At 57.1% G+C, this 18,591-nt stretch carries 14 protein-coding genes; 5 read left to right on the top strand and 9 right to left on the bottom strand.

The annotated features are described in order from the left end of the window. Positions 1 to 26 precede the first annotated feature (26 nt). From QCE83_RS20630 to QCE83_RS20620, 3 genes are all read left to right on the top strand, one after another. Entirely contained in the window at positions 27 to 1,214 is a 1,188-nt protein-coding gene (locus tag QCE83_RS20630; RefSeq protein ID WP_309815095.1) for an extracellular solute-binding protein, read from the top strand. An 84-nt stretch (positions 1,215 to 1,298) separates the two neighbouring features. Beyond that, the gene (locus tag QCE83_RS20625; RefSeq protein ID WP_309815092.1) at positions 1,299 to 2,312 is read left to right on the top strand and encodes a GntR family transcriptional regulator; all 1,014 of its coding nucleotides are present in this window, start codon (positions 1,299 to 1,301) and stop codon (positions 2,310 to 2,312) included. An 804-nt stretch (positions 2,313 to 3,116) separates the two neighbouring features. Further along, a complete protein-coding gene (locus QCE83_RS20620) occupies positions 3,117 to 3,878 on the top strand; it encodes a hypothetical protein (protein WP_309815089.1) in 762 nt (253 codons plus the stop codon). A 152-nt stretch (positions 3,879 to 4,030) separates the two neighbouring features. Here QCE83_RS20620 and QCE83_RS20615 read toward each other — a convergent pair whose 3' ends face one another. From QCE83_RS20615 to QCE83_RS20585, 7 genes are all read right to left on the bottom strand, one after another. Continuing rightward, positions 4,031 to 4,696, bottom strand: coding sequence for a hypothetical protein (locus tag QCE83_RS20615; RefSeq protein ID WP_309815087.1), 666 nt, complete (start codon positions 4,694 to 4,696; stop codon positions 4,031 to 4,033). Positions 4,697 to 5,840: 1,144 nt separating this feature from the next. Then, the gene (locus tag QCE83_RS20610; protein ID WP_309815084.1) at positions 5,841 to 9,530 is read right to left on the bottom strand and encodes an SIR2 family protein; all 3,690 of its coding nucleotides are present in this window, start codon (positions 9,528 to 9,530) and stop codon (positions 5,841 to 5,843) included. Positions 9,531 to 10,024: 494 nt separating this feature from the next. Further along, entirely contained in the window at positions 10,025 to 10,774 is a 750-nt protein-coding gene (locus tag QCE83_RS20605; protein ID WP_309815079.1) for a hypothetical protein, read from the bottom strand. A gap of 502 nt (positions 10,775 to 11,276) precedes the next feature. After that, positions 11,277 to 11,807, bottom strand: a complete 531-nt coding sequence (locus QCE83_RS20600; RefSeq protein WP_309815076.1) for a hypothetical protein — start codon at positions 11,805 to 11,807, stop codon at positions 11,277 to 11,279. Between the two features lie 476 nt (positions 11,808 to 12,283). Then, entirely contained in the window at positions 12,284 to 12,922 is a 639-nt protein-coding gene (locus QCE83_RS20595) for a BRCT domain-containing protein (protein WP_309815073.1), read from the bottom strand. Positions 12,923 to 13,538: 616 nt separating this feature from the next. Next, a complete protein-coding gene (locus QCE83_RS20590; RefSeq protein WP_309815070.1) occupies positions 13,539 to 14,081 on the bottom strand; it encodes a carbonic anhydrase in 543 nt (180 codons plus the stop codon). Between the two features lie 38 nt (positions 14,082 to 14,119). Further along, the gene (locus tag QCE83_RS20585) at positions 14,120 to 15,091 is read right to left on the bottom strand and encodes a nitrilase-related carbon-nitrogen hydrolase (RefSeq protein ID WP_309815066.1); all 972 of its coding nucleotides are present in this window, start codon (positions 15,089 to 15,091) and stop codon (positions 14,120 to 14,122) included. Between the two features lie 137 nt (positions 15,092 to 15,228). On the opposite strand from QCE83_RS20585, the gene QCE83_RS20580 reads away from it, so the two are divergent. Then, positions 15,229 to 16,185: a GlxA family transcriptional regulator gene (locus QCE83_RS20580; protein WP_309815064.1), complete on the top strand. Its 957-nt coding sequence runs from the start codon at positions 15,229 to 15,231 to the stop codon at positions 16,183 to 16,185. A gap of 14 nt (positions 16,186 to 16,199) precedes the next feature. On the opposite strand, the gene QCE83_RS20575 is transcribed toward QCE83_RS20580, so the two are convergent. Continuing rightward, positions 16,200 to 16,889 (bottom strand): response regulator transcription factor, encoded by a 690-nt coding sequence (locus tag QCE83_RS20575; RefSeq protein WP_309815061.1) that lies wholly within the window; start codon positions 16,887 to 16,889, stop codon positions 16,200 to 16,202. Positions 16,890 to 17,104: 215 nt separating this feature from the next. After that, positions 17,105 to 17,908, bottom strand: a complete 804-nt coding sequence (locus tag QCE83_RS20570) for a helix-turn-helix transcriptional regulator (RefSeq protein ID WP_309815058.1) — start codon at positions 17,906 to 17,908, stop codon at positions 17,105 to 17,107. Between the two features lie 494 nt (positions 17,909 to 18,402). Between QCE83_RS20570 and QCE83_RS20565 the strand changes: the two genes are divergently transcribed. Continuing rightward, positions 18,403 to 18,540: a hypothetical protein gene (locus QCE83_RS20565; protein WP_309815055.1), complete on the top strand. Its 138-nt coding sequence runs from the start codon at positions 18,403 to 18,405 to the stop codon at positions 18,538 to 18,540. Positions 18,541 to 18,591: the final 51 nt, after the last annotated feature.

The following is an 18,591-nucleotide window of genomic DNA, read 5'->3' as shown; positions in this document are numbered from 1 at the left end:
CTCGTTCGAGTCCTTCAGCACCCGCGGTGCATCCCTCCAAGGTCGAGTTGCGCGTCCTGGGCACGAGCGTCACGCTTCAGGAACATATCCGCAAGCGGGCTGAGCAGGACCTTGGTATCAAGCTGCGCTTTGTCGTGCAGGACGGCGGCAGCGTGCAGCGCGATGGCGTCATGCATCCGGATCGCTACGAACTGTACGACCAGTGGTTTCATAGCATCGATTGTTTGTGGCCGACGCATGCGCTTCAGCCTGTCGAGCTTTCACGCATTCGCCGCTGGGATGAGGTCAATGCGTTGCCGCGTACGGGTCGGCTTGCGAAGACGAAGGCTCAACCAGCAGGTGGCGCGGGCTGTGTGCCTGCCGACCGGCTGTTCGTGCAGGGCGATGGCACGCTCGCACGCAAGCCAAGCGAGCGCATCAGCATGCTGCCGCTCACGCATAATGCGGATAGTTTCGTGTATCTGCCCGATTCGATGCCTGCTTCGCTCATTGATAGCGAGGAAAGCTGGGCCTGGCTGCTTGCGCCGGAACTCGCGGGGCGCGTGGCGTTGCAGGCGGATGCGGCTATCGGTGCTATCGATGCGGCGCTTGCTGTCGAGGCCAGCGGGCTGATGCGGTTTCGGGATATCGGCAACCTGGAGATCGAGGAGATCGACGGACTCATTGGGACGTTGATCGAGTTCAAGCGGCGCGGGCACTTTGCGGGGTTCTGGTCGAGCTTTGCTGAAGCGGCGCAGTTGATGATCGCCAACAAGGTCGTGATTCAGAGTATCTGGTCGCCGGCGACTGTGGAGCTCGAGCGGGCAGGGTTGAACTTTCGGTTGGCTCGGCCGCGTGAGGGATATCGGGCGTGGTTTGGCGGTATCGGGATTTCGCGGCTGGCGCATGGTCGGGTGCTGGATGCGGCTTACGAGTACCTGAACTGGTGGCTCGAAGGCTGGGCCGGCGCGACGATGGCGCGGCAAGGGTTCTATATCTCTAATCCCGAGCGTTCACGCGCGCAGATGAGCGACGCGGAATGGGCCTACTGGTACGATGGCGCGCGCGCTTCCGCCGAATTGCCAGGGCCTACCAGCAAGCATCTCGTGCCAGTCGGGCAAGTGCGCGATGGCGGCGGGTATGTCGCACGCATGAGCCGGATCGCGGTTTGGGATTCGGTGATGGATGAGCATAACTACCTCGTGCGCCGATGGACCGAGTTCATGAGGTCCTGATGGCGCAAGTGCTTCTATGCAGTTGCTTTCACGATGACAAGACGCGCAAGCGCTTCCCCGCATAAGGTTGTTGCGTCGGCTGACGTGACATCCGCCGGCGATTTGCAGATCGAGGCGGATAGCCGTCTGCGATATCGCGTGATTCATGACCGGCTCAAGTCGGCTATCGCTGTTGGGGCGATCAAGCCCGGGCTCGTGTTGCTTGAAGGGCCTGTGGCAAGGTTGTTTGGGACTAGTCGGGTGCCGGTGAGGAAGGCGTTTGAGATGCTGCATGCCGGAGGCTTGCTGCATACGTTTGAAGGGCGAGGGTATCTGGTCGCTCAGGCCGATGGAGGAGTGCCGGAGCCTTTGCGCGTGCCTTTGTCGGAAGAGACGTTAGGGTTTGATCGCAGGCCGGAGCCGCTTTCGATTCCTTCCACCAGTGAGCGGATCCTTGATTCGCTCGAGGCCGCAATTTCACTGGCTATCGTTTTTGGTCACTTCAGGATCGATGAGAGTGACGCGGCTGAGGGGTTTGGGGTTAGTCGGGGGACGGTCAGGGAGGCGCTTAATCGGCTGCGGGATCGAGGGCTGGTCGAGAAGTCCGCTTACTCGCATTGGCTCTGTGGGCCGCTTACGGCTAGAGCCGTCGCGCAGGATTATGAGCTGCGAGGGTTGTTGGAGCCGGCTGCGTTGGTGGCTAGTGGGCCGTTGTTGGGGGCTTTGCTGCTTGAAGAGGCTCTGGCGGATGTTGAGAGGGCTATCGCCGATCCGGATTCGGTTGATGCGGGGGAGTTGCATCGGCTCGAAACCACGCTTCATGACACGTTTTTGAGCCGGGCGCCTAATGGGAAGTTGCTTGCTGCTATTGGGCACGCGCATATGCCGCTTATCGTTAATCACGCGTTTTATGATGCTTTTCAACTGCATCCGGATAAGGGGACGTTGGTGGAGCATCGAGTTGTCATCGAACGCTTGATCCGTCGCGAGTATCGGAAAGCCGCCGACGCGCTCGCCGAACATCTCCATAACGGGCAGGTTCGGACCAGGCAAAGGCTTAAGGTGCTTGCGGTGTTGCCGGATCCGGAATTGCCGGGGTATTTGCAGAGGGTGGCTTGAGGGGGGCTGTCTAGGGCGGAGGTAAGGGCCGGACTTCGGCCTTTTCGGACATTGGAGTTGCTCGCGTTCAACGTCAGTAGCTTGGCCGACTGACGACATTGTCGGCGTCGGGCCGCTGGAGGTAGAAGCCTACATCACCGCGAACTTTCATTCGCAACCTGCCTCACTGTTGTCAATCTTGGCCTGATCCTCCTCACTTGTTCTACAGTCCGAGGGAGACCGCCTTGGCCTGTTCTATGGTCCGTTCATTCAGTCGATTGGCAACTACCCGATATCATTCAGCAAGGCTTGAGAGGATCGCTATTGTGCTTGGCAAAGGATGGTTTGCGGCCTGTCATGTCCATCCATGTTGGATCCACTCGCGTTTTAGGAAAGCGCTATCTGAAGTCAGCGCCTGACATCGAGGAGCGGGCCGATGGACTGAGCGATCTCATGAATATCAGAGAAGGCATATTCCAACAGCAATCCGAGAGCAAAAACATTTTAGACCATTCGTTCGAGTGAACTTCATCAGGTACCAAGGTTTATACTTTAAACACTCACTGCAGCGCTTTGGCGGAGCAGGAGCACTGAGACCGGTACACTGCTCTTACAAACCTTAACCGAGACTCCAGAAGAATGACGCTTGTTATCGCTGGGCACAACCTAATACGCGATCCTTGGGATAACGCGTGGAAGCGTGACAATACAAAATCTGCGAACAACGCCCCTCTTATTTGTGATGGACTATTCGTTGTAGCCGACAGTGCCATAACCAGCAGTCAGGGTCATACATTGCTCGGAGGATTTCAGAAGGTCTACGGGATGAGCGCGAAGCTGTGGGCCCCGTATTTCGTTGCTGGCACGTTCAAAAGCTATGCATCAATACATCAAGAGGCTGAATGCTTCATCGCATTCGCGGGCAGCACACTAACAGTACAGCACATCCTTAATGCCGTTACCGAGCATCTAGGTCAACTTCGAATCTCACATCGGCATACGGCGTTTGACATTGGCGAGTACTATGTAGCGATGCCTTGCTCAACCGATAATTTGTTGTTGAACTCGGAAGTACCCATCACATGGGACGAAGACATGTTCCGTCCAGACGACCTAAAGAGTATCTTTACGTCAGATCGCATAGCGGATGCTATTCACCATTCGATCAACGCTGCACTGTCGTCGGCGAGGCAATACAAGCTCGATAAAGAGTCTCTGGACAGCATGCGCACCGACGTCGTCGCGGGAATCCGTTGTCCGGTTTCGGGGAGTTTTCGGCTCTTCGTTTTTCGCTTAGCTCACCGTCTGAATGATCAAGGTGTTATCGAGGTGTTCGCAGAACGTCATGCGGTCGCGGATCGGGAGGTAGCCGTCCTCGGTATGCGAGCAGAATTCGAGGCAGATGCACAGAAGACCTTCATTGCCGCACTGGGAGGTGAAGTCCAACCCGCTCAAAGAATGTTCGATTTCCTGAATGCGTGCATCGACAAAGTGACTGAAGACGGAAGAAAAGAGATTGATCGCCCCTCTTTTTGGAAACATCTTGGAAACCAAGGTCTGAAGAATGTGGGACGTCAAAAGCGATAGCGCAACGATGAAGCCCTGACCGCATGCGTCGAGCGATAGCCGTGGACTTGCCAAATGCGCAACAGCGGCGCGAATACTCCACTGTGACGTGGGCGTACTTAAAGCTTCAGCGGCGTCAGATTTGAACTAGAGGTCGAGACCGATGATTTCGCCTACGAGTACTTTAGTTGTAAGGCCGCGTGGACGTCGAGAAAGTGCTTCTTGAACACGTCGAGAACGTGGTCGAGATATCCGTTCTGAATCGTAATCTCGCTACCGTACATGGCGAGGTGTTGCGACGCCTTGACATAGGGCAACAGCCTCGATTCTTGTTCGATTCGCCCATTAGCATGAACAAAGGCGTTGCGAGTCTTTTGTATATTTCTGATCTCCGCCCAATGCCGATTATTCCGTGGAATGGCAAGTCCCGCAACCTTCTTCAAAAAGATGGCTGATCGATCTATGCCCGTCCCATGGATCTCTTTCAAGCTCAAGGCATGATCTTCGGTTCTCTGTAGTAGTTCACAGAGCTTGTCAAGCTCGTGCTCGAGGAAAGAATAGAGGGTGATGAGCGCCGAGCGTCGTTGAATGCTCGGGAAGTCTCGTTCGAAGAGCACATGAAGATCCCAAAAACCATGCACAAAACCCTCATGGTGCTCGACGGTTATGTTGTATTCGTCGGTCTCTTCAAGGACTTCAAGCCGCTTGTTTCGACGAAAATCCGCAACCCCAGCATCAACCTGTTCCTCAATCTTTGCCAGATATGCGAGCATAACTTCGTAAGCCGGATATACGATGTAGTCGTACCAGTGCAACGGGTGAAACGCGTGCTTCAGCATATTCGAGATGTTCTTTCGACCGGTTTTGAAGCGCTTCAGCGGCGACTGTGTGCTTGTTCGCGAAGTTCTCTGCGCGGTCAACGTGACTGAAGCGCTGCATTCTTCAACAATTCTACCCAAGTCGATTGAAAACGGACAGTGTGGTGGGGGACGAGGTTGCCGTGTGGCAGGCGACATGCGAACGACCGCAGAGCGAGGCACGGTTGTCTGAGCACGACAAACTCTCACCTGTCCGCAATGACGTCGATGCTGGGTCACGAACTGGACTCTGCTTTCCGGGTGGCCGCCAGCGCTCCGCATGGCATATATCAAGCGGAGTGCGCGAGCGCCCCCGATCCGTGACGTAAGCGCATTCCTCCGCGTAGCGAAGACCTGCGGAACAATGAACCGATTGACAGTTTCTCGGCGTTCAATTTCACCCGTTTCCTATCCTGCATGCCCGAGCGGATTGTACACGGCACATTTTGGACGCTCGGCTTTCTGTATCGAACGGTTGCCGACGGCCGAGCTCTGCCTCACATCGAATGTTGGCGGCTAGGTGTGTGCGGCGGTCAAATCTGTGCGCTTCGACAGCGCGCTCCAGGATGTGGACCTGACGATGAAAGGCTAGCAGTAGGCCGACCCAACACCGTGCTTGCGTGTTTTGGCGGCCAGGTGATAAGTCGACCTATCTGGGCGATGCCACACATCGAGACCGCTAAAAAATAACCCGCCATCGCAGGCGCGCAAATGAGACGGCGGACGCGATCCAAGAGCCCAAAAGGGGTTTCCACCGACGCTCCGCTCGAGCATAAGCGCCGAGGTGAAAGGGTGAGTCTCACTTCGAGATCGACTGCCAAACTTTCGACGCGGCACTTCGGCCTTTGCCAACGGTCGCCGAGACTCTCCTTTAAGGCGGCAGTACTACTGGTTGCCAACGTTGGCGGCATTGAAGCGTGAGACCAGCGTCGTGTATCGACCAATCCGCACTTTCGATGCGAAGCAGTCGTTCGAGTGCCCTTTCGGACGAATGTCTTACATGCACGGCTCTACGGCCTGTCAAACATTCGAATCGCGATAGCTGAGTGTTGGATCGTCCGTACAGCGCGGGCGAGACTGGACTTTACCTTCCGTCCGGTCCGCTACCCCTGACTTATGCAGTCTCTCATCCATACCTTATCGCACGATGCTGTTCCAGCCACTGCAACCTCCTGTCGACTTCGAGCCGGGGCGATATCGCGACAAGCTTGTCGAGTATGTTTGCTAATTCCGTTGATCGACCGCTGGCCCCCGGACCCAGCAAGATCCAAAGGAATTGCAAGCAGGCATGGGCACCAGTGCCTTGCATGGAGCATTCCTGTAACTGCGAAATTGCGTACCCTCCGCCATCAAGAGGTGCAAGAAAATGACGAATCCCCGCAAATGCGTCTTCAAACGCCGCGCCGGTGCTGATGCAGAGCGCGGCAAGGTCGCTCGAAATCGACGCTCGCTTGAACCGCGCCTCGTGTGGCCAGACCGCGTGGAAGATCGGTCCAATAAAAGCGCGCCAGGCGCGCTCCGGCGAGTCCCCAATCTGCGAAACATAGTTGCGCATACATTGCGCGGCGCCCGCGAGAACGGTATGCGGCGCACTCTGCAGAAGACGGCGAACCTCTTCAGTGGAAATTGGCGCCTTACCGGTTCCCGGGATCATTCTCCAGCTAACCAGAGGATGAAGAAATCTCGAAGCAATGTGCGAGGCGGAATTTCCGGTGGTCGAGACAGCCTCGCTCGCTGCCTTGAACAGCGGGCGCTTGTAGGCCCGGGTCGCGGCGAACGAAAGCTGGGCGCCTCCCAGCAGCACTGATCGTAGAGAAATACCCTCGCGGTCATCATGGGACAGTCGTTCCCTGAGCGGTCCCAACGCGAGCCTCCAATCAGCATGCAGGATAAAGCTCGCGTTGTATGCGCACGCGCCGCGACCAAACCATCCAGCCGCTGTGTCAGACCTAAGCACCGCTGCGAGCCGGTGACGGTCGTCGTCGGCAATCGCACCGTTCGCCTTGCGGCGGTCGAACCTGAGTAATAGAAGCTCCGCAAGTCGTCCTGAAGCACGATTGATTAGTCGGTTGTAGAACCTTCCGGTGTCGTCTTCCCCAAGCGGCTCCTCGTGGAGTTCGCACAGTTTCCACAGTCGGTCCCACCACTCGCTAGCGCAGTCTCGTTCGGATACCTTTGTATAAGCTCTAAGCAAATAACTCAGCGCGGGTAATAGAGGCGCAACGAAGTTATCTTCAGCCGCGCGAAGTCGATCAAACGCCATGCGGACAAGGTCCATTGTGTCCGGCGTCACCTCGTTTTTCACGACCGTCAGCGTCGTAAGCACCTCCAAAAAATCATTCCAGAGTTCAACGTTCTCATTTAAGAGCGTCGCTGCATGCAGAAGCTCAAACGCCGCGGCCGGCTGCGCTGCACAGTATGCGGACCAACTTAGTCGGGACGAAAAGTCGTGATCATTACGTAAAGTCCGCGCGACGCGAAGCCTTTCGTCAGGCTCGGCGTCGATCAGCGGCGCCGGGTCACCCTGGACGGAATGCGCACCGGTCGAATAAATTCCAAAAAGATCGCGTTCCTCATAATCGCCGGCAATGAAAGGGTGACGCGACGCGATTGCGTCCAGTTCTGCGAGCCCGTCAGCTGGCAGCACGCCGGCAAGCCGAATCGCGGTGAGCAGCAGCCAGACCCGGTGGTCTCTAGCCTGCGGACGCCAGTCGGCACCCTCCACCGGATATTCCTGATAAAGCGAAGGCGACTCCTTGAGAATACGGGAGACGATCGCTGCGACCGCCTCTTCCTGGGCTTCGCCTAGCCGTTCTCGCATTGCCAGAACCAGTTCGCGGTTGATGTACCAGAATGCCCTTCCCGGCAGTTCTAGTATCCCGGTAGCAGCTTCATCGGCGCTGAAAAGCGATGTGAGCCTGAGCGCGTTGGCCCACATTCGCAAACCTAGGAGGCCGGGTATCCGCTTCCAGCATATCGCCAGCGAACGTGCGTACCCTGGATCCAGCGGTGTGAGTCTCGCGATGAGGGTCGAGAGTATGACGCACAGATGGACACAGCCGTCGTGATACTGGTTCTGGTCGTGCGCTTCGACGGCAGGGACATTCCGATCTAGCGCATCCCATTCGGAATCGACAATTTCCAGTTCGACTGCCGCGGCACTGGCGTCAGACAGCGCGGCATTGCATAGCTCCGCAATCCTATGCTCGCGCCCCTGTACCTTAAGAATCGCACTCACAACGCTATCCATATCGGACGGGTCGTCGAGGGAAAGCGACACCGCGACAACATCGCGAAGCACCTTCGGCGCCTGCTCGTCACTTTCGCCTGTCGACCACCAGCGCGCTTTGAGTTCGATTCGAGGCGTGATCGCCTCGACCGCATCTCGCAGATCCTGGTCTTCCGGAGGCGGCCCTCCCAGCGCCTGCGCGAGTCTGAAGTGATGCATGATCACGTCATGACGCTTTGGGCGCATTCGCGCCAACGCCTTCCACGCCCGCGCCCACGGCTGTGGCACCTTCTGCAGCGCGAAGGCCACGCGCGCGCCGTCGACGAACAACCGGCCCAGTCTGCCGTGCCAGTTGATTGCGGTCTCAAGGCGTTTGCGTTCAGTCAGCGCTTGGAAGCACCAGTTTGCAATGATCTTCGGCGCATCATCCGGCTGCCAGAGTCCGGACGCGTTGAAATACTCGAACCACTCTGGATCGACAACCGTCGCGGTAACTACATCCCACAGGTCGCTCTTTCCCTTGAGCAGCCATTCAGCCTCCTCGCGCTCAGTTGCGGAAGCGGAGGCGAATGATCTGGCGAAAATTCCGGCGCGTTCACGGCGTGCGAGCCGCGGTCGCTCGACAAGATCGGCGAGCTGGCCAAGATCCTCCCAGAGTGCACTGTGTTCCTTGCCCTCATCATTCCGCTTCCGATAGGGGATCGGCACGACCGCGATCGTGTCCCAGCGCGCTTCGGTCTCCGCCGCTTCGTGTTTGTAGGAGTCGAGCGCGTAAACCGAACGCAGATCGTCGAACCGGTCCCTATCGCCCTCCATCAGATTAAGAAAATATCGAACTGGCGCGTCGTTCGCACTGTACCCTATGAGGACGAGTGTCTTGCACCGTACAAGATCAAACAGGAAGCGTGACGCCCACCCCGACCGCATGTATGCGTCACCGTATTCCGCGCTGGTAAGCACCAACGGCGTTGCCTCGAGGTCCGCAACAGTGTCCCGGATCCGGCCGTGCAGGTGGACAATCCCGTGACATTGGTCCGTGCCGGGCGGTGGTAGTGCCTGCCCGGCCAGACTCGAAAACTTCCCACTTCTTGCTCCTTCGACTTCATCGAGTGCCCGTTCAAAAAGACCTTCAAAGTTGGTTGTGACGAGAAGCAATCTGTTATCGCTGGCCCGCGATAGTCGAAGCAACGTTTTGTGATGCTCCAAATCCGCTTTCGCCAGCGTGAGGATATCGGTTACTTCCTCATGAATCCGTTCTGGATTGACGAGACGACGCGCCACGGCGCCAAGCGCTTCCTCGTATCGACCTTGTTTAATGGCGAGGGATTCCGCGGTGGTTGGCTCGACGCCGATGCGTTGGTAGACCTGGGTGACCAGGCCGCCAAACATCGGTAACTGCGGTGCGCTGACGCCTGCGCCGCAAAGAAACACGACTTCGCCATCGAGCATGCGATCCAAAAGGTCGTCCGGAAACGCAGGGCCATCGTCAGAGTATCGGAGTGTCAATTTAGTCTTTCCTCGTTCCTGAGTGTCGTGGACGCTCCGCCCTGGCTCGTCCATGGCGGTCGTTTCGGTGCCGATGCGCACTCGACGAAACTGCGTGCAATCACCTCAATTCGCGCCAGAGGGCGAGGGAGCCCGTCGCCCGATGGTTCCTGGAAAACGGACGGCGCGCCTCGACGAGTGTCGCAGCAACAGACACCTTAGCCCACATTTCGAGGATCTTCGGTATGGGCGAATTACGGCGTCACGTCGCCCAACTTTCCTATCAAGTAAGCCCTCGACCAAGCCACGCGCTTCAGGTTCTGGGCGTGGCGCGCTCGAATCGGCGACTTGTGGTTCTAGGACGCGCACTCGCTACGCTAGACGAGTGCGGGGCTGTCTTATCCCGTACCGGCGGCGGCCAGCCCTTTGAGCAGGGGTATCCCAGCGGCGGGGCAAGCGCCGAACCTGGGCGTCGATGTCGGTCTTTTCCCCGTCGATATCATCAGGACCGGCGCACCGTCACACGCAGTCTGGGTCAGACTCTGGGTGGGAGCGCAGCGCGATAATATCGCTCCCAGACATTGGCGAAGCTTTGGTTAGCCCTTTCGCGTTGCGCTTGCTTCAAAATCGCGGCAATACTGCCGGATCGACGCGAAAAGTTTTTCATCACCCGACGCCTTCGCCACCACTGCAAACGACATGAGGCCTCGCAGCATGTAACTCCAAAAGGCGTCGACGTGGGAGTCCAAGAGGGGAGTGCCGAGCATGCCGTTCATGTGGAATCGTGCAGGATTTCCGCCATAAGTTTCCATGATGTGAGGGGACGCGCCATGGACATAGCCTGAATATGTTTTATGCAGTGCCTTCATCGCGGCTTTCCCCGTGCTTGGATCAGACCCCGCGGAAGGGTTTTGCGTAAGGTATGCGTGGATTCTGTCTCTGGGAATACTTGGTCGCTTGGTTGCCGTCTCCGTCAGGCGATCTGCGTCTTCGAACTCTTCGAGATTGAACGCTTCGATGAAAGCCTTGTGTAGATATGTCTCCCCGTGAATGATGCCGAGCGCGAGAAAATTGACGTCTTCGCTGGCTTCATCTGCGATACGGCACACAGCGGCCTGTTCAGCAACAAATCCATGTGCGAGGAGTATACGCACTGCCCTGAGCGCGCTGACTAGACGAGCCATCTTTTGCAGCATCGCTTGGACTGCGCCTTTCTCCGCGTATCGGTATCCGTACGAAGTCTTGGCCACCGTCATTAACTGCGGCGCGTCAAGCTGGACATCAAGATGATGGACATAGTCCTCCATCAGCCTTAGCGCCTCGTCGTACAGCTCGTCTCGCGTCACTGTTGCTTCCTTATTGAGTTGTTCAAATCGCAGATTCAGTGCGTATTATCTCGCGCAACAGGTCTCCTTTTGCGCGAATCGAGAAGTCCCCGTTCAAGTTGGCTATTGTCGGCAATCCGCCGGTTTGCTGACGAACAAATATGACTGCCCGAACGTTGGCTAAGGCCGATATCCAGCCCACCAACATCACAGCGGAGTTGCCCGATATAGCTTGAAAGTCGCCATCAGGGCCCACGATTCTCGAGCAAAACTAAAGGGTCGACGTCGCCCGTTGTTCAGAAGGCGAGCCGCCGTTCGCGGCGGCCGCGATACCAACAACTGTTGTCGAGAATTGAAAAAACCGTCCCGCGCTTGATCGCCGAAGGTCGGCAATGGCACAAAAGCATGTGCTCGCGTCCACTTAGGCAGGCTATCATTCAACAAAGGTGACCCATGACCTTGCGCGAGGTTCCTGAGTTCCGTCTCCAACTGAAGCCGGCAACGTTCCCAGATTGACTTGAGATTATTGTCGCGCTGATGTTGCCATGACTGGATCGAGCGCACCCGTGTTGATCACCTTGTCAACAAAACTTTCCATCGCATTGGCGATCGCCTTCTGAGCAGCAAGGCTCAAGGCATCAGCACCCACGGGGCAATTTCCGTCCTCACTTGCATGGCCTTGACCGCGGAAAGTCGTAGTGATCAGTTCTTTTCCCTGTTTGTCGGCGACGCGAGCGCGAATTGCGATATCCACGTTTGCATCGGCGGATGGCACCCAAAAGCCGGGCGTGAAGCGAATTCGCGGGTCAAACTCGGAAAGGTCGAACTTGAAGATGATCCCATCATGCGTGGAAGGCACTGCGCCGCCATTGTTTACGACTTGAGGGAACGCGGCTTCGACAGTCTTTGAAAGTGAACCTTGTAGCGCCTCACCGATATACATTGGATACTTATGTGCGCCGCAGGCAAAACCGGATTTGACATCCTTGCCCGCCGTAACGAGATTGTCGCTGAAAACAACATAAGCCTTGTCCTGCTTGATCTTCGTGCTCATGACTTCGGAAGCACCAGATTGCGACGCAACTTGGACGTTATACGCGCAACCTGAGAACACCGTTGCCGCTAACATCGCAGCGCCTGCTTTAACCCATGCCATAATTTTCCCTCTTATCTTGGTTGTTTTTTGTTGTTTGGGCCACGCTATTGCGGCACGCCGTGCGCGATTCCCGCTTTACTGACGGCAACGGACGAAAATTCTTTAGAGCAACTTTTGCGGGACGCTTTGCTCGTTGACCTCGTCCAACCGTCTGCTTCGTGGGAGCCGCGCACGGAGCGTCAATGACAGCAAGGCCGAAGTACATCCTGAACACTGCAGCTCGGGCGGGAACGGACGAGTCCCTTGTCGCATCTGTCAATTTTCGTGGAATCGCGCCCGCATACGGCCGATCAGCTTCGATCAACAACAAAACAGTAGCAAGCCCGTCAAATCAGCCTCAAGAAGCAAACTCGATGTCGAGCGTGCGCTCCCGTTCAACCCAAGTGCTTTACCCAATGCTCCTCGCTAACGATTGCCAGCGGCGCGCCCGTGGAAGCATGCGATACCGCTTTCTGGATCTTGGTGCCGTATGTCGAATGCAGCCAGTCGCGAGAGCCAATTTCTCCAATGACCAAATAGTGCAACTTCTTCGTGATCGCCTCGGCGGGAAATCCGCCTCGCTCGTGGACTTGGCGGCGGCACCAATCGCGCGTGCCCGAAAAGAATTTGCCGGTGAAGCAAAAGCTGCGATCTGGAAACACTACGGCAGGGGCAGGGCGCGTCAACGGAAGCATCGTCGAATCAGAGGCATCTCCCTGAGATGGTGCTTTATTGCCACCGACAGTCTGCAAGAGCAGTTCGAGCAGCTCTCCTTCTTCACGCAGGTCGAGGACACCGTCCGCCAGTGCTTCTGCGAGGCGAGGATAGATGACATTGGCCGGCCATATGGCCGCCACCTCACGGTTGGCTTCCAACCATTGAAGCAGAAATTCGGCTTCGCCTTGAGAGACGACGCCGTCTGCCAATACCCCCTTGACGATACCAATCAGTTCATCGAGTTTCCGCTCTGCTACGGCTTGTCCTCGGAAAGCGCGAATCAGGGGCTGTCCGTCTCGATCTAAGTGCGTGCTCATGTTGTCCTGTTTATTTCTTCGGGCAGGTTCGATGAAGACCTTACCGCGCCGCTTGGTCACGCCCACGCATCACAAAAAAAGTCTGCCCCGTAGAAAACCGGCATGTCTCTATTGGGAAGCCGCGGTCTTCGCGCCTCGGGAAAGAATCACGACGGGGAATCCAACGGTGTTCTCCCTGAATATTTTTTGTTGTCGCGGTGCCGCGTTCCGGCTGTGCTTTGTGCGAGTTCGCGCAACATTTATCTTCGATCGCAGCAGCGTATAGCAGTCCGGCTTTCAGTGTTCCTTCAAACTCGCGCGATCGCTAATTTGTAGCGACTTCATGCCTTTGTCAACATCCGCGTTGGATTTAGAACGAAGTCACAGGGCTGATGTTGTTAGCGAGGGAATTTAGACTATCTCCTCTAGGCGGCGTCTGACGAGCCGATAACATTTAAGGGAAAGTGTTGGCGAGATCATCTCAATAAGTTCATTAAGGTGCGTTTGTATAGAAGCTCGCCATTCTGCTGATGCTGGATGCGACTGAACTCGACCACCGCTCACACTGAATACTCGCCTTGGGCGCTCAAACGGGATCCCATGACCCAACGGCGCAACGTCACGGCGGCCACCCATCTCAGCCCGAAGTCTCCCGCAACGGCCCAGGAGGAACTACGACCTTCACGCGCCCCGTCTTAACGTCATAAACCACCCCCGAGACAACGAGCCTATCGTCAAGATCCCTATTCGCCCGAACCGCGGCAACATCAATAGCCGCTGCCTCATACGGATCGGTGACAGCGAGCCCATCAAGCTTATCCACCTCAACATCGAGATGCTTCGCGAGCAAAGCGGGCGCATGCTTATAGCACCCGATGATCCCGCAATCCGTATGTTGGAGCAGCACAAGATTCCGCGCCCCATCGGGCCGTCCAGCAGCCTTCGATACGACTCTCAGCACCGCCAGTGTTTCCAGCAGGTTCTTGTTGACCCGCCCACCGACGTTACGAATCACTGCCGCCTCACCCTGCTTCAACCCCAGCACAAAAGCGGGATCAACCCTCGGATCAACACAACCAACGACGATAGTCCCCGTCGAAGGCATCATCTTCAGCTCGGACGCGAACTCGGCGCTTACGAATTCGGCGTTCCGTTCCAGCATGACATCGTTGAAGTCCATCTTGCCTGCTCCTATAAGTGACTCAAATCACACCAAGCTCAAACAATCTCCGCCTCATCCCCCATCGCAAACCCTGACCTCTCCACAACATGCAACTTCGGCTCCCGATCGATGACAAGCCCGAGCACATCCGGCCCGCTGTAATGTCCGCGTGAATCCATCATCCGTTTGCGCTTATCGATCTGCCAGAAGTCCAGATCCGCGATGACTTCTCCTTCACCTTCCCTCAACGGCGCCCCACCCAAATACTCTCCTTCAGGCGAAACAATCGCGGTAAAGCATCCGCTGGAAATCGGCCCGACCTGAGTCGTATTGGTATCCCGCAAGATCTGCTGTTGCTGCTCGGAAGTGAGCCAGGCCGTAGCATTGACGACAAACGCCCCCGCCTCGAGCGCATGCTGCCGGATATTCACGGAAATCTGCTCCGAAAACAGATCCCCAGCAAACGACCCCGGATACATGGCCGAATGAATCTCTTCCCCATCGGCCATGAGCGCATAACGGGCGAGCGGGTTGTAGTGTTCCCAGCAGGCCAGCTGCCCAACCCGCCCCACCGCAGTCTCAACAGCCCGCAATCCCGACCCATCGCCCATTCCCCATACCATTCGTTCGTGATAAGTCGGCGAGAGTTTCCGACGCCGCTGCACGAGCGTGCCATCCGCATCAAACAGCAGTTGAGTGTTGTAGAGCGTCCCCCCGTCACGCTCATTGACGCCGATGGACACCACCATCCCCGCCTGCCGCGCTGCATCACCGATGGCACGCGTCGTATCCGAAGGCACCGTCACCGCCTGCTCCAGCAGCTTGTAATGCTCCGCCCCCATCGCAAACGGCGATTCGATAAAAGAAAAGTACGGATAATAGGGAACGACAGTCTCGGGAAACGTCGCGAACTGAACGCCTTGCTTACCGAGTTCCAGAATCTTCCTTATTACCTTATCAACTGTCCCTTCCCGGCTATAGAGAACGGGTGCGATCTGAACGGCGGCGGCCCGGATGATTTTCGACATGGCGGTGATCCTTGTTGCTGCGAAGCGGTGAGAGAAGTGCTTGTACCTTAGCGTCGCGAGCTATTACGATCCATGTCGTTGTTGCCACCTTTCATGACATCCCCAAGTCCAGAGACCGCAGAACCGCAGGATCAACCATGCACCGTGTTGGCTTCATAGTGCCGAAAAGATTCCAGATGATGAGCCTCGCGGCCCTGACGGTGTTCGAGGTCGCGAACCTGCCGCACGGAGGCCAGAGCTACGACGTCCACGTGTTGTCGGAACACGGTGGTCCTGTCGAGTCATCGGGCGGCATGAAGCTGGAGACTGAAGCGTTCGGCGATGCCGCGTTCGACACGGTCATCGTAGGCTCGATCACGGAGATGAGCATCCCGTCTTCGGCCCCAGCCGTAGTGGCTTTCGTGCAAGAGGCAGCACGAGCATCGAGACGGATCACATCGATATGCAGCGGCGCATTCGTCCTGGCCGAAGCTGGGCTTCTGGACGGCAGGCGCGCCACCATGCACTGGGCGCATGCAGCAGAGTTCAGGGCAAGGTTTCCAGACGTCATCACCCAGGAAGACCGGATCTTCATCAACGACGGCCCCATCTGGACGTCGGCCGGAATGACGGCGGGCATCGATCTCGCACTGGCATTGCTCGAAAACGACCTCGGTGCCGAGACTGCGAAGAGAGTGGCGCGACTCCTCGTCATGAATCAGCGTCGTCTTGGCGGGCAGATGCAGCACTCCGCATTGCTCGACATGACGCCCAAGTCCGACCGTATCGAACTGGTCCTCACGCACATTCGCCGTAACCTGCGCAATCCGCTCACCATCGAGGAACTGGCCGACGTGGCCAACCTCAGTCCTCGTCAGTTCAGCCGTGCCTTCGCGGCAGAGACGGGGCAATCACCGGCTAAAGCCGTCGAACAGCTTCGCCTGGAAGCAGCCCGGTTCATGATCGAGCAGGGCCGGCACACGATCAACGTGGTGGCACAGGAAACGGGTTTCGCGGACCGGGAAAGGATGCGCCGCGCGTTCCTTCGCACCTTCGGTGTGCCCGCCGATGTCCTGCGCAGGAGCGCCCGGCGGGAACCGGTCACGGACAACTAGCGGGCGTGATCACATCAATGCGCCATGGCGGCACGAGAACCCTGTTCCCCCCGAACCAGCATCCATCCCATCCCGCGCACATTCCGAATCAGCGCACGCCCATACCGCTTGCGCATTGAATGAATGAGCACGTCGAGCGCATTGCTCTCGACTTCCTTGCCCCATCCATAAATCCGCTCTTCCAGTTGCGAGCGCGAGAGAATCGCGCCAGGCCGCTCGAACAACGCATGCATCAGCGCGAACTCCCGCGCCGACAGCGACGAAGCCGCTCCATCCCGCCACAGCGTCCGATGATCGAGATCGAGTCCGATCTGTTCATCGCCGATACGCGACGTCGCATACCCCGCCTGGCGCCGCAGAACAGCACGAATGCGCGCAAGCACTTCACGCACATCGAACGGTTTGAGCACGCAGTCATCCGCGCCGCTATCGAGGCTGCGCACACGTGCATGCGGATCACTCGACGTCGTGAAGGTCAGAACCGGCACCTTGTTACCCGCTTCACGAGAAGCACGCAGCAAATCAAGACCCCCGCCGCATTCGAGCCCAAGATCGAGCAACACAAAAGCGTAATAAGCGGCATGAATGGCAAGACCGCCGGCACGCGAATCGCGCACCCAGTCGACTTGATAATCCGCGTCTTTCAGCGCACGAAAAAGGCTTTGACCAACTTGCAGATCGTCTTCAATGAGTAACACGCGCATGATGTCCCTTCTTTCCTGGCGACGTTCCGTCGCAATCAATTCAAGGAGGCTGAACGGCGTCTGTTCATTCGAGATCCGAACTATGGTGAACAGACGCTTCAGAAGATGAGCCCGGCGCCGCGTTTTATTGAGTGCGATCAGTCGAGCAAATGCAGTGTAGAGCGATCATTTGTTCATGTCTGTCCTATCGAAACAGGACAGACATGCGAGGTGCATCAGCCGAGCAATGCAGTCAGCGCAACGAGTTCGCGCTGCGTCGCGATGCCAAGCTTGGCGAGCGCGCGTTGCTTGTACGTCACCACACTGGCCGGAGAGAGTTCGAGCATTGCGCCCACGGTCTTCGCGGTCTCACCGCTTCCTAGCAGTTTCGCGACACAGCGCTCGCGCTCCGATAAAGCCGTATGCCACTTCACCGACACTTCCCGTGGCACGCGAGGCGTGGCGCATAGCCGTGTATGAATCGAAACGAGCGAGGCGAGCAACTCAGTGAAGGCCCAGATGCGTGTCTTGTCCTGGTCCGTGAAGCAGCCCATGTCCTTCGAGCGATAGAGGCTGAGGTAAGACGTGTGCTCCACATCGGGAACGACGATGGACAACTTGTCCACCAGACCCGGCTCCACGAAGAAGCGTTCGAAATAAGCTTCGTTGAACGTGTATGCAGGCATCAGGGACCGCATCGCCGGCGTGCCTGAGGCATCTCCAGCGACAGAGAATTCGCGCACCAGCGGATCCTCCCGATAGCATCCGCCGATATAGGCCTCTGTCAGTCGTGCACCAACGCCCCTGCGGCGGCTCGCAAACGCCGCCATTTCCGCATGACGCGGCTTGACGTTCACCAGTGCGCAGTGATCGATCTCGACCAGTCCTTCAAGCGCACCAATCAAGCCGATGCCGAAGTCCTCGGTGCCAGCCGAGCGCACACAGTGAGTGAAGGGAAGAATGCCTGCACAGTCTCGCGGGTTCATAAGATTGCTCATAGCCTTGAAAACGATGCCGTAGGAATCGCGCTCGAGCACCATGAGCAGACAGTCGACTGAGCGCAGGTCGTCTATCACTGGAAATGCGCGGTGAGAGCACCGCATCACTCCGTCTGAACCAAGTCTGAACCAACTCGAAGCTTACTAACCGCTATATGTCCACTTGAATACCAGTGGTTCAGTGGGCGCTATCTTAAGAACGCCAAACAGGCCAGTCTTGGCGCTCTGACCCACGAAAAGCGACGATTTCAGCACAATTTCATGATTCGGTATTCGCACGATCGTGCAACTGGTCTTAGAGATGTCGCATCGCAGCAATTCAATCCGAACGTTCGGGACGGCTCGTCGTTTTTCGGCATGTGCGTGTCGCGGGCTGGATGGTTTCCGTTCCGTCCGCGTGGCTGGCGCCAAACCCTCGAGGCAACCCTCACACCCATAACTTTGCGCTAACAGATGCAGCCTACATTCATGACTGGACGCTGGTTCTCACCTGAGAAAGCAGATTGATCCAATTCACCTCACTTTGGAGAAGCATCATGAATGCAACTGTGAATCTGACTAACGAGCAAGTCATCAACGACCTCATCGCGCCGCAGGAACAAGCGTTCACGCTGCCCGAAGGCATCGTCGCCGACGGCACGGACTTCGTTCCCACTGTCCAATACCTGATGTGACCGCATGCGGGGTGTGCAGTCGCTACGCCGTCATGTAGCGGCTCGCCGCCC

Origin of the sequence: Caballeronia sp. LZ034LL (assembly GCF_031451215.1) — a bacterium.
Taxonomy (GTDB): Bacteria; Pseudomonadota; Gammaproteobacteria; order Burkholderiales; family Burkholderiaceae; genus Caballeronia.
Note: the sequence above shows the minus strand (reverse complement) of the source record. Positions and strands in the feature narration are given on the sequence as shown.

Bases quoted from the DNA above. Each gene is read 5' to 3' on its own strand.
- QCE83_RS20620 (WP_309815089.1), top strand. From the start codon at position 3,117: ATGAGCGCGAAGCTGTGGGCCCCGTATTTCGTTGCTGGCACGTTCAAA.
- QCE83_RS20615 (WP_309815087.1), bottom strand. From the start codon at position 4,696: ATGCTGAAGCACGCGTTTCACCCGTTGCACTGGTACGACTACATCGTA.
- QCE83_RS20600 (WP_309815076.1), bottom strand. From the start codon at position 11,807: ATGAGCACGAAGATCAAGCAGGACAAGGCTTATGTTGTTTTCAGCGAC.
- QCE83_RS20595 (WP_309815073.1), bottom strand. From the start codon at position 12,922: ATGAGCACGCACTTAGATCGAGACGGACAGCCCCTGATTCGCGCTTTC.
- QCE83_RS20590 (WP_309815070.1), bottom strand. From the start codon at position 14,081: ATGGACTTCAACGATGTCATGCTGGAACGGAACGCCGAATTCGTAAGC.
- QCE83_RS20585 (WP_309815066.1), bottom strand. From the start codon at position 15,091: ATGTCGAAAATCATCCGGGCCGCCGCCGTTCAGATCGCACCCGTTCTC.
- QCE83_RS20580 (WP_309815064.1), top strand. From the start codon at position 15,229: ATGCACCGTGTTGGCTTCATAGTGCCGAAAAGATTCCAGATGATGAGC.
- QCE83_RS20575 (WP_309815061.1), bottom strand. From the start codon at position 16,889: ATGCGCGTGTTACTCATTGAAGACGATCTGCAAGTTGGTCAAAGCCTT.
- QCE83_RS20570 (WP_309815058.1), bottom strand. From the start codon at position 17,908: ATGGTGCTCGAGCGCGATTCCTACGGCATCGTTTTCAAGGCTATGAGC.
- QCE83_RS20565 (WP_309815055.1), top strand. From the start codon at position 18,403: ATGAATGCAACTGTGAATCTGACTAACGAGCAAGTCATCAACGACCTC.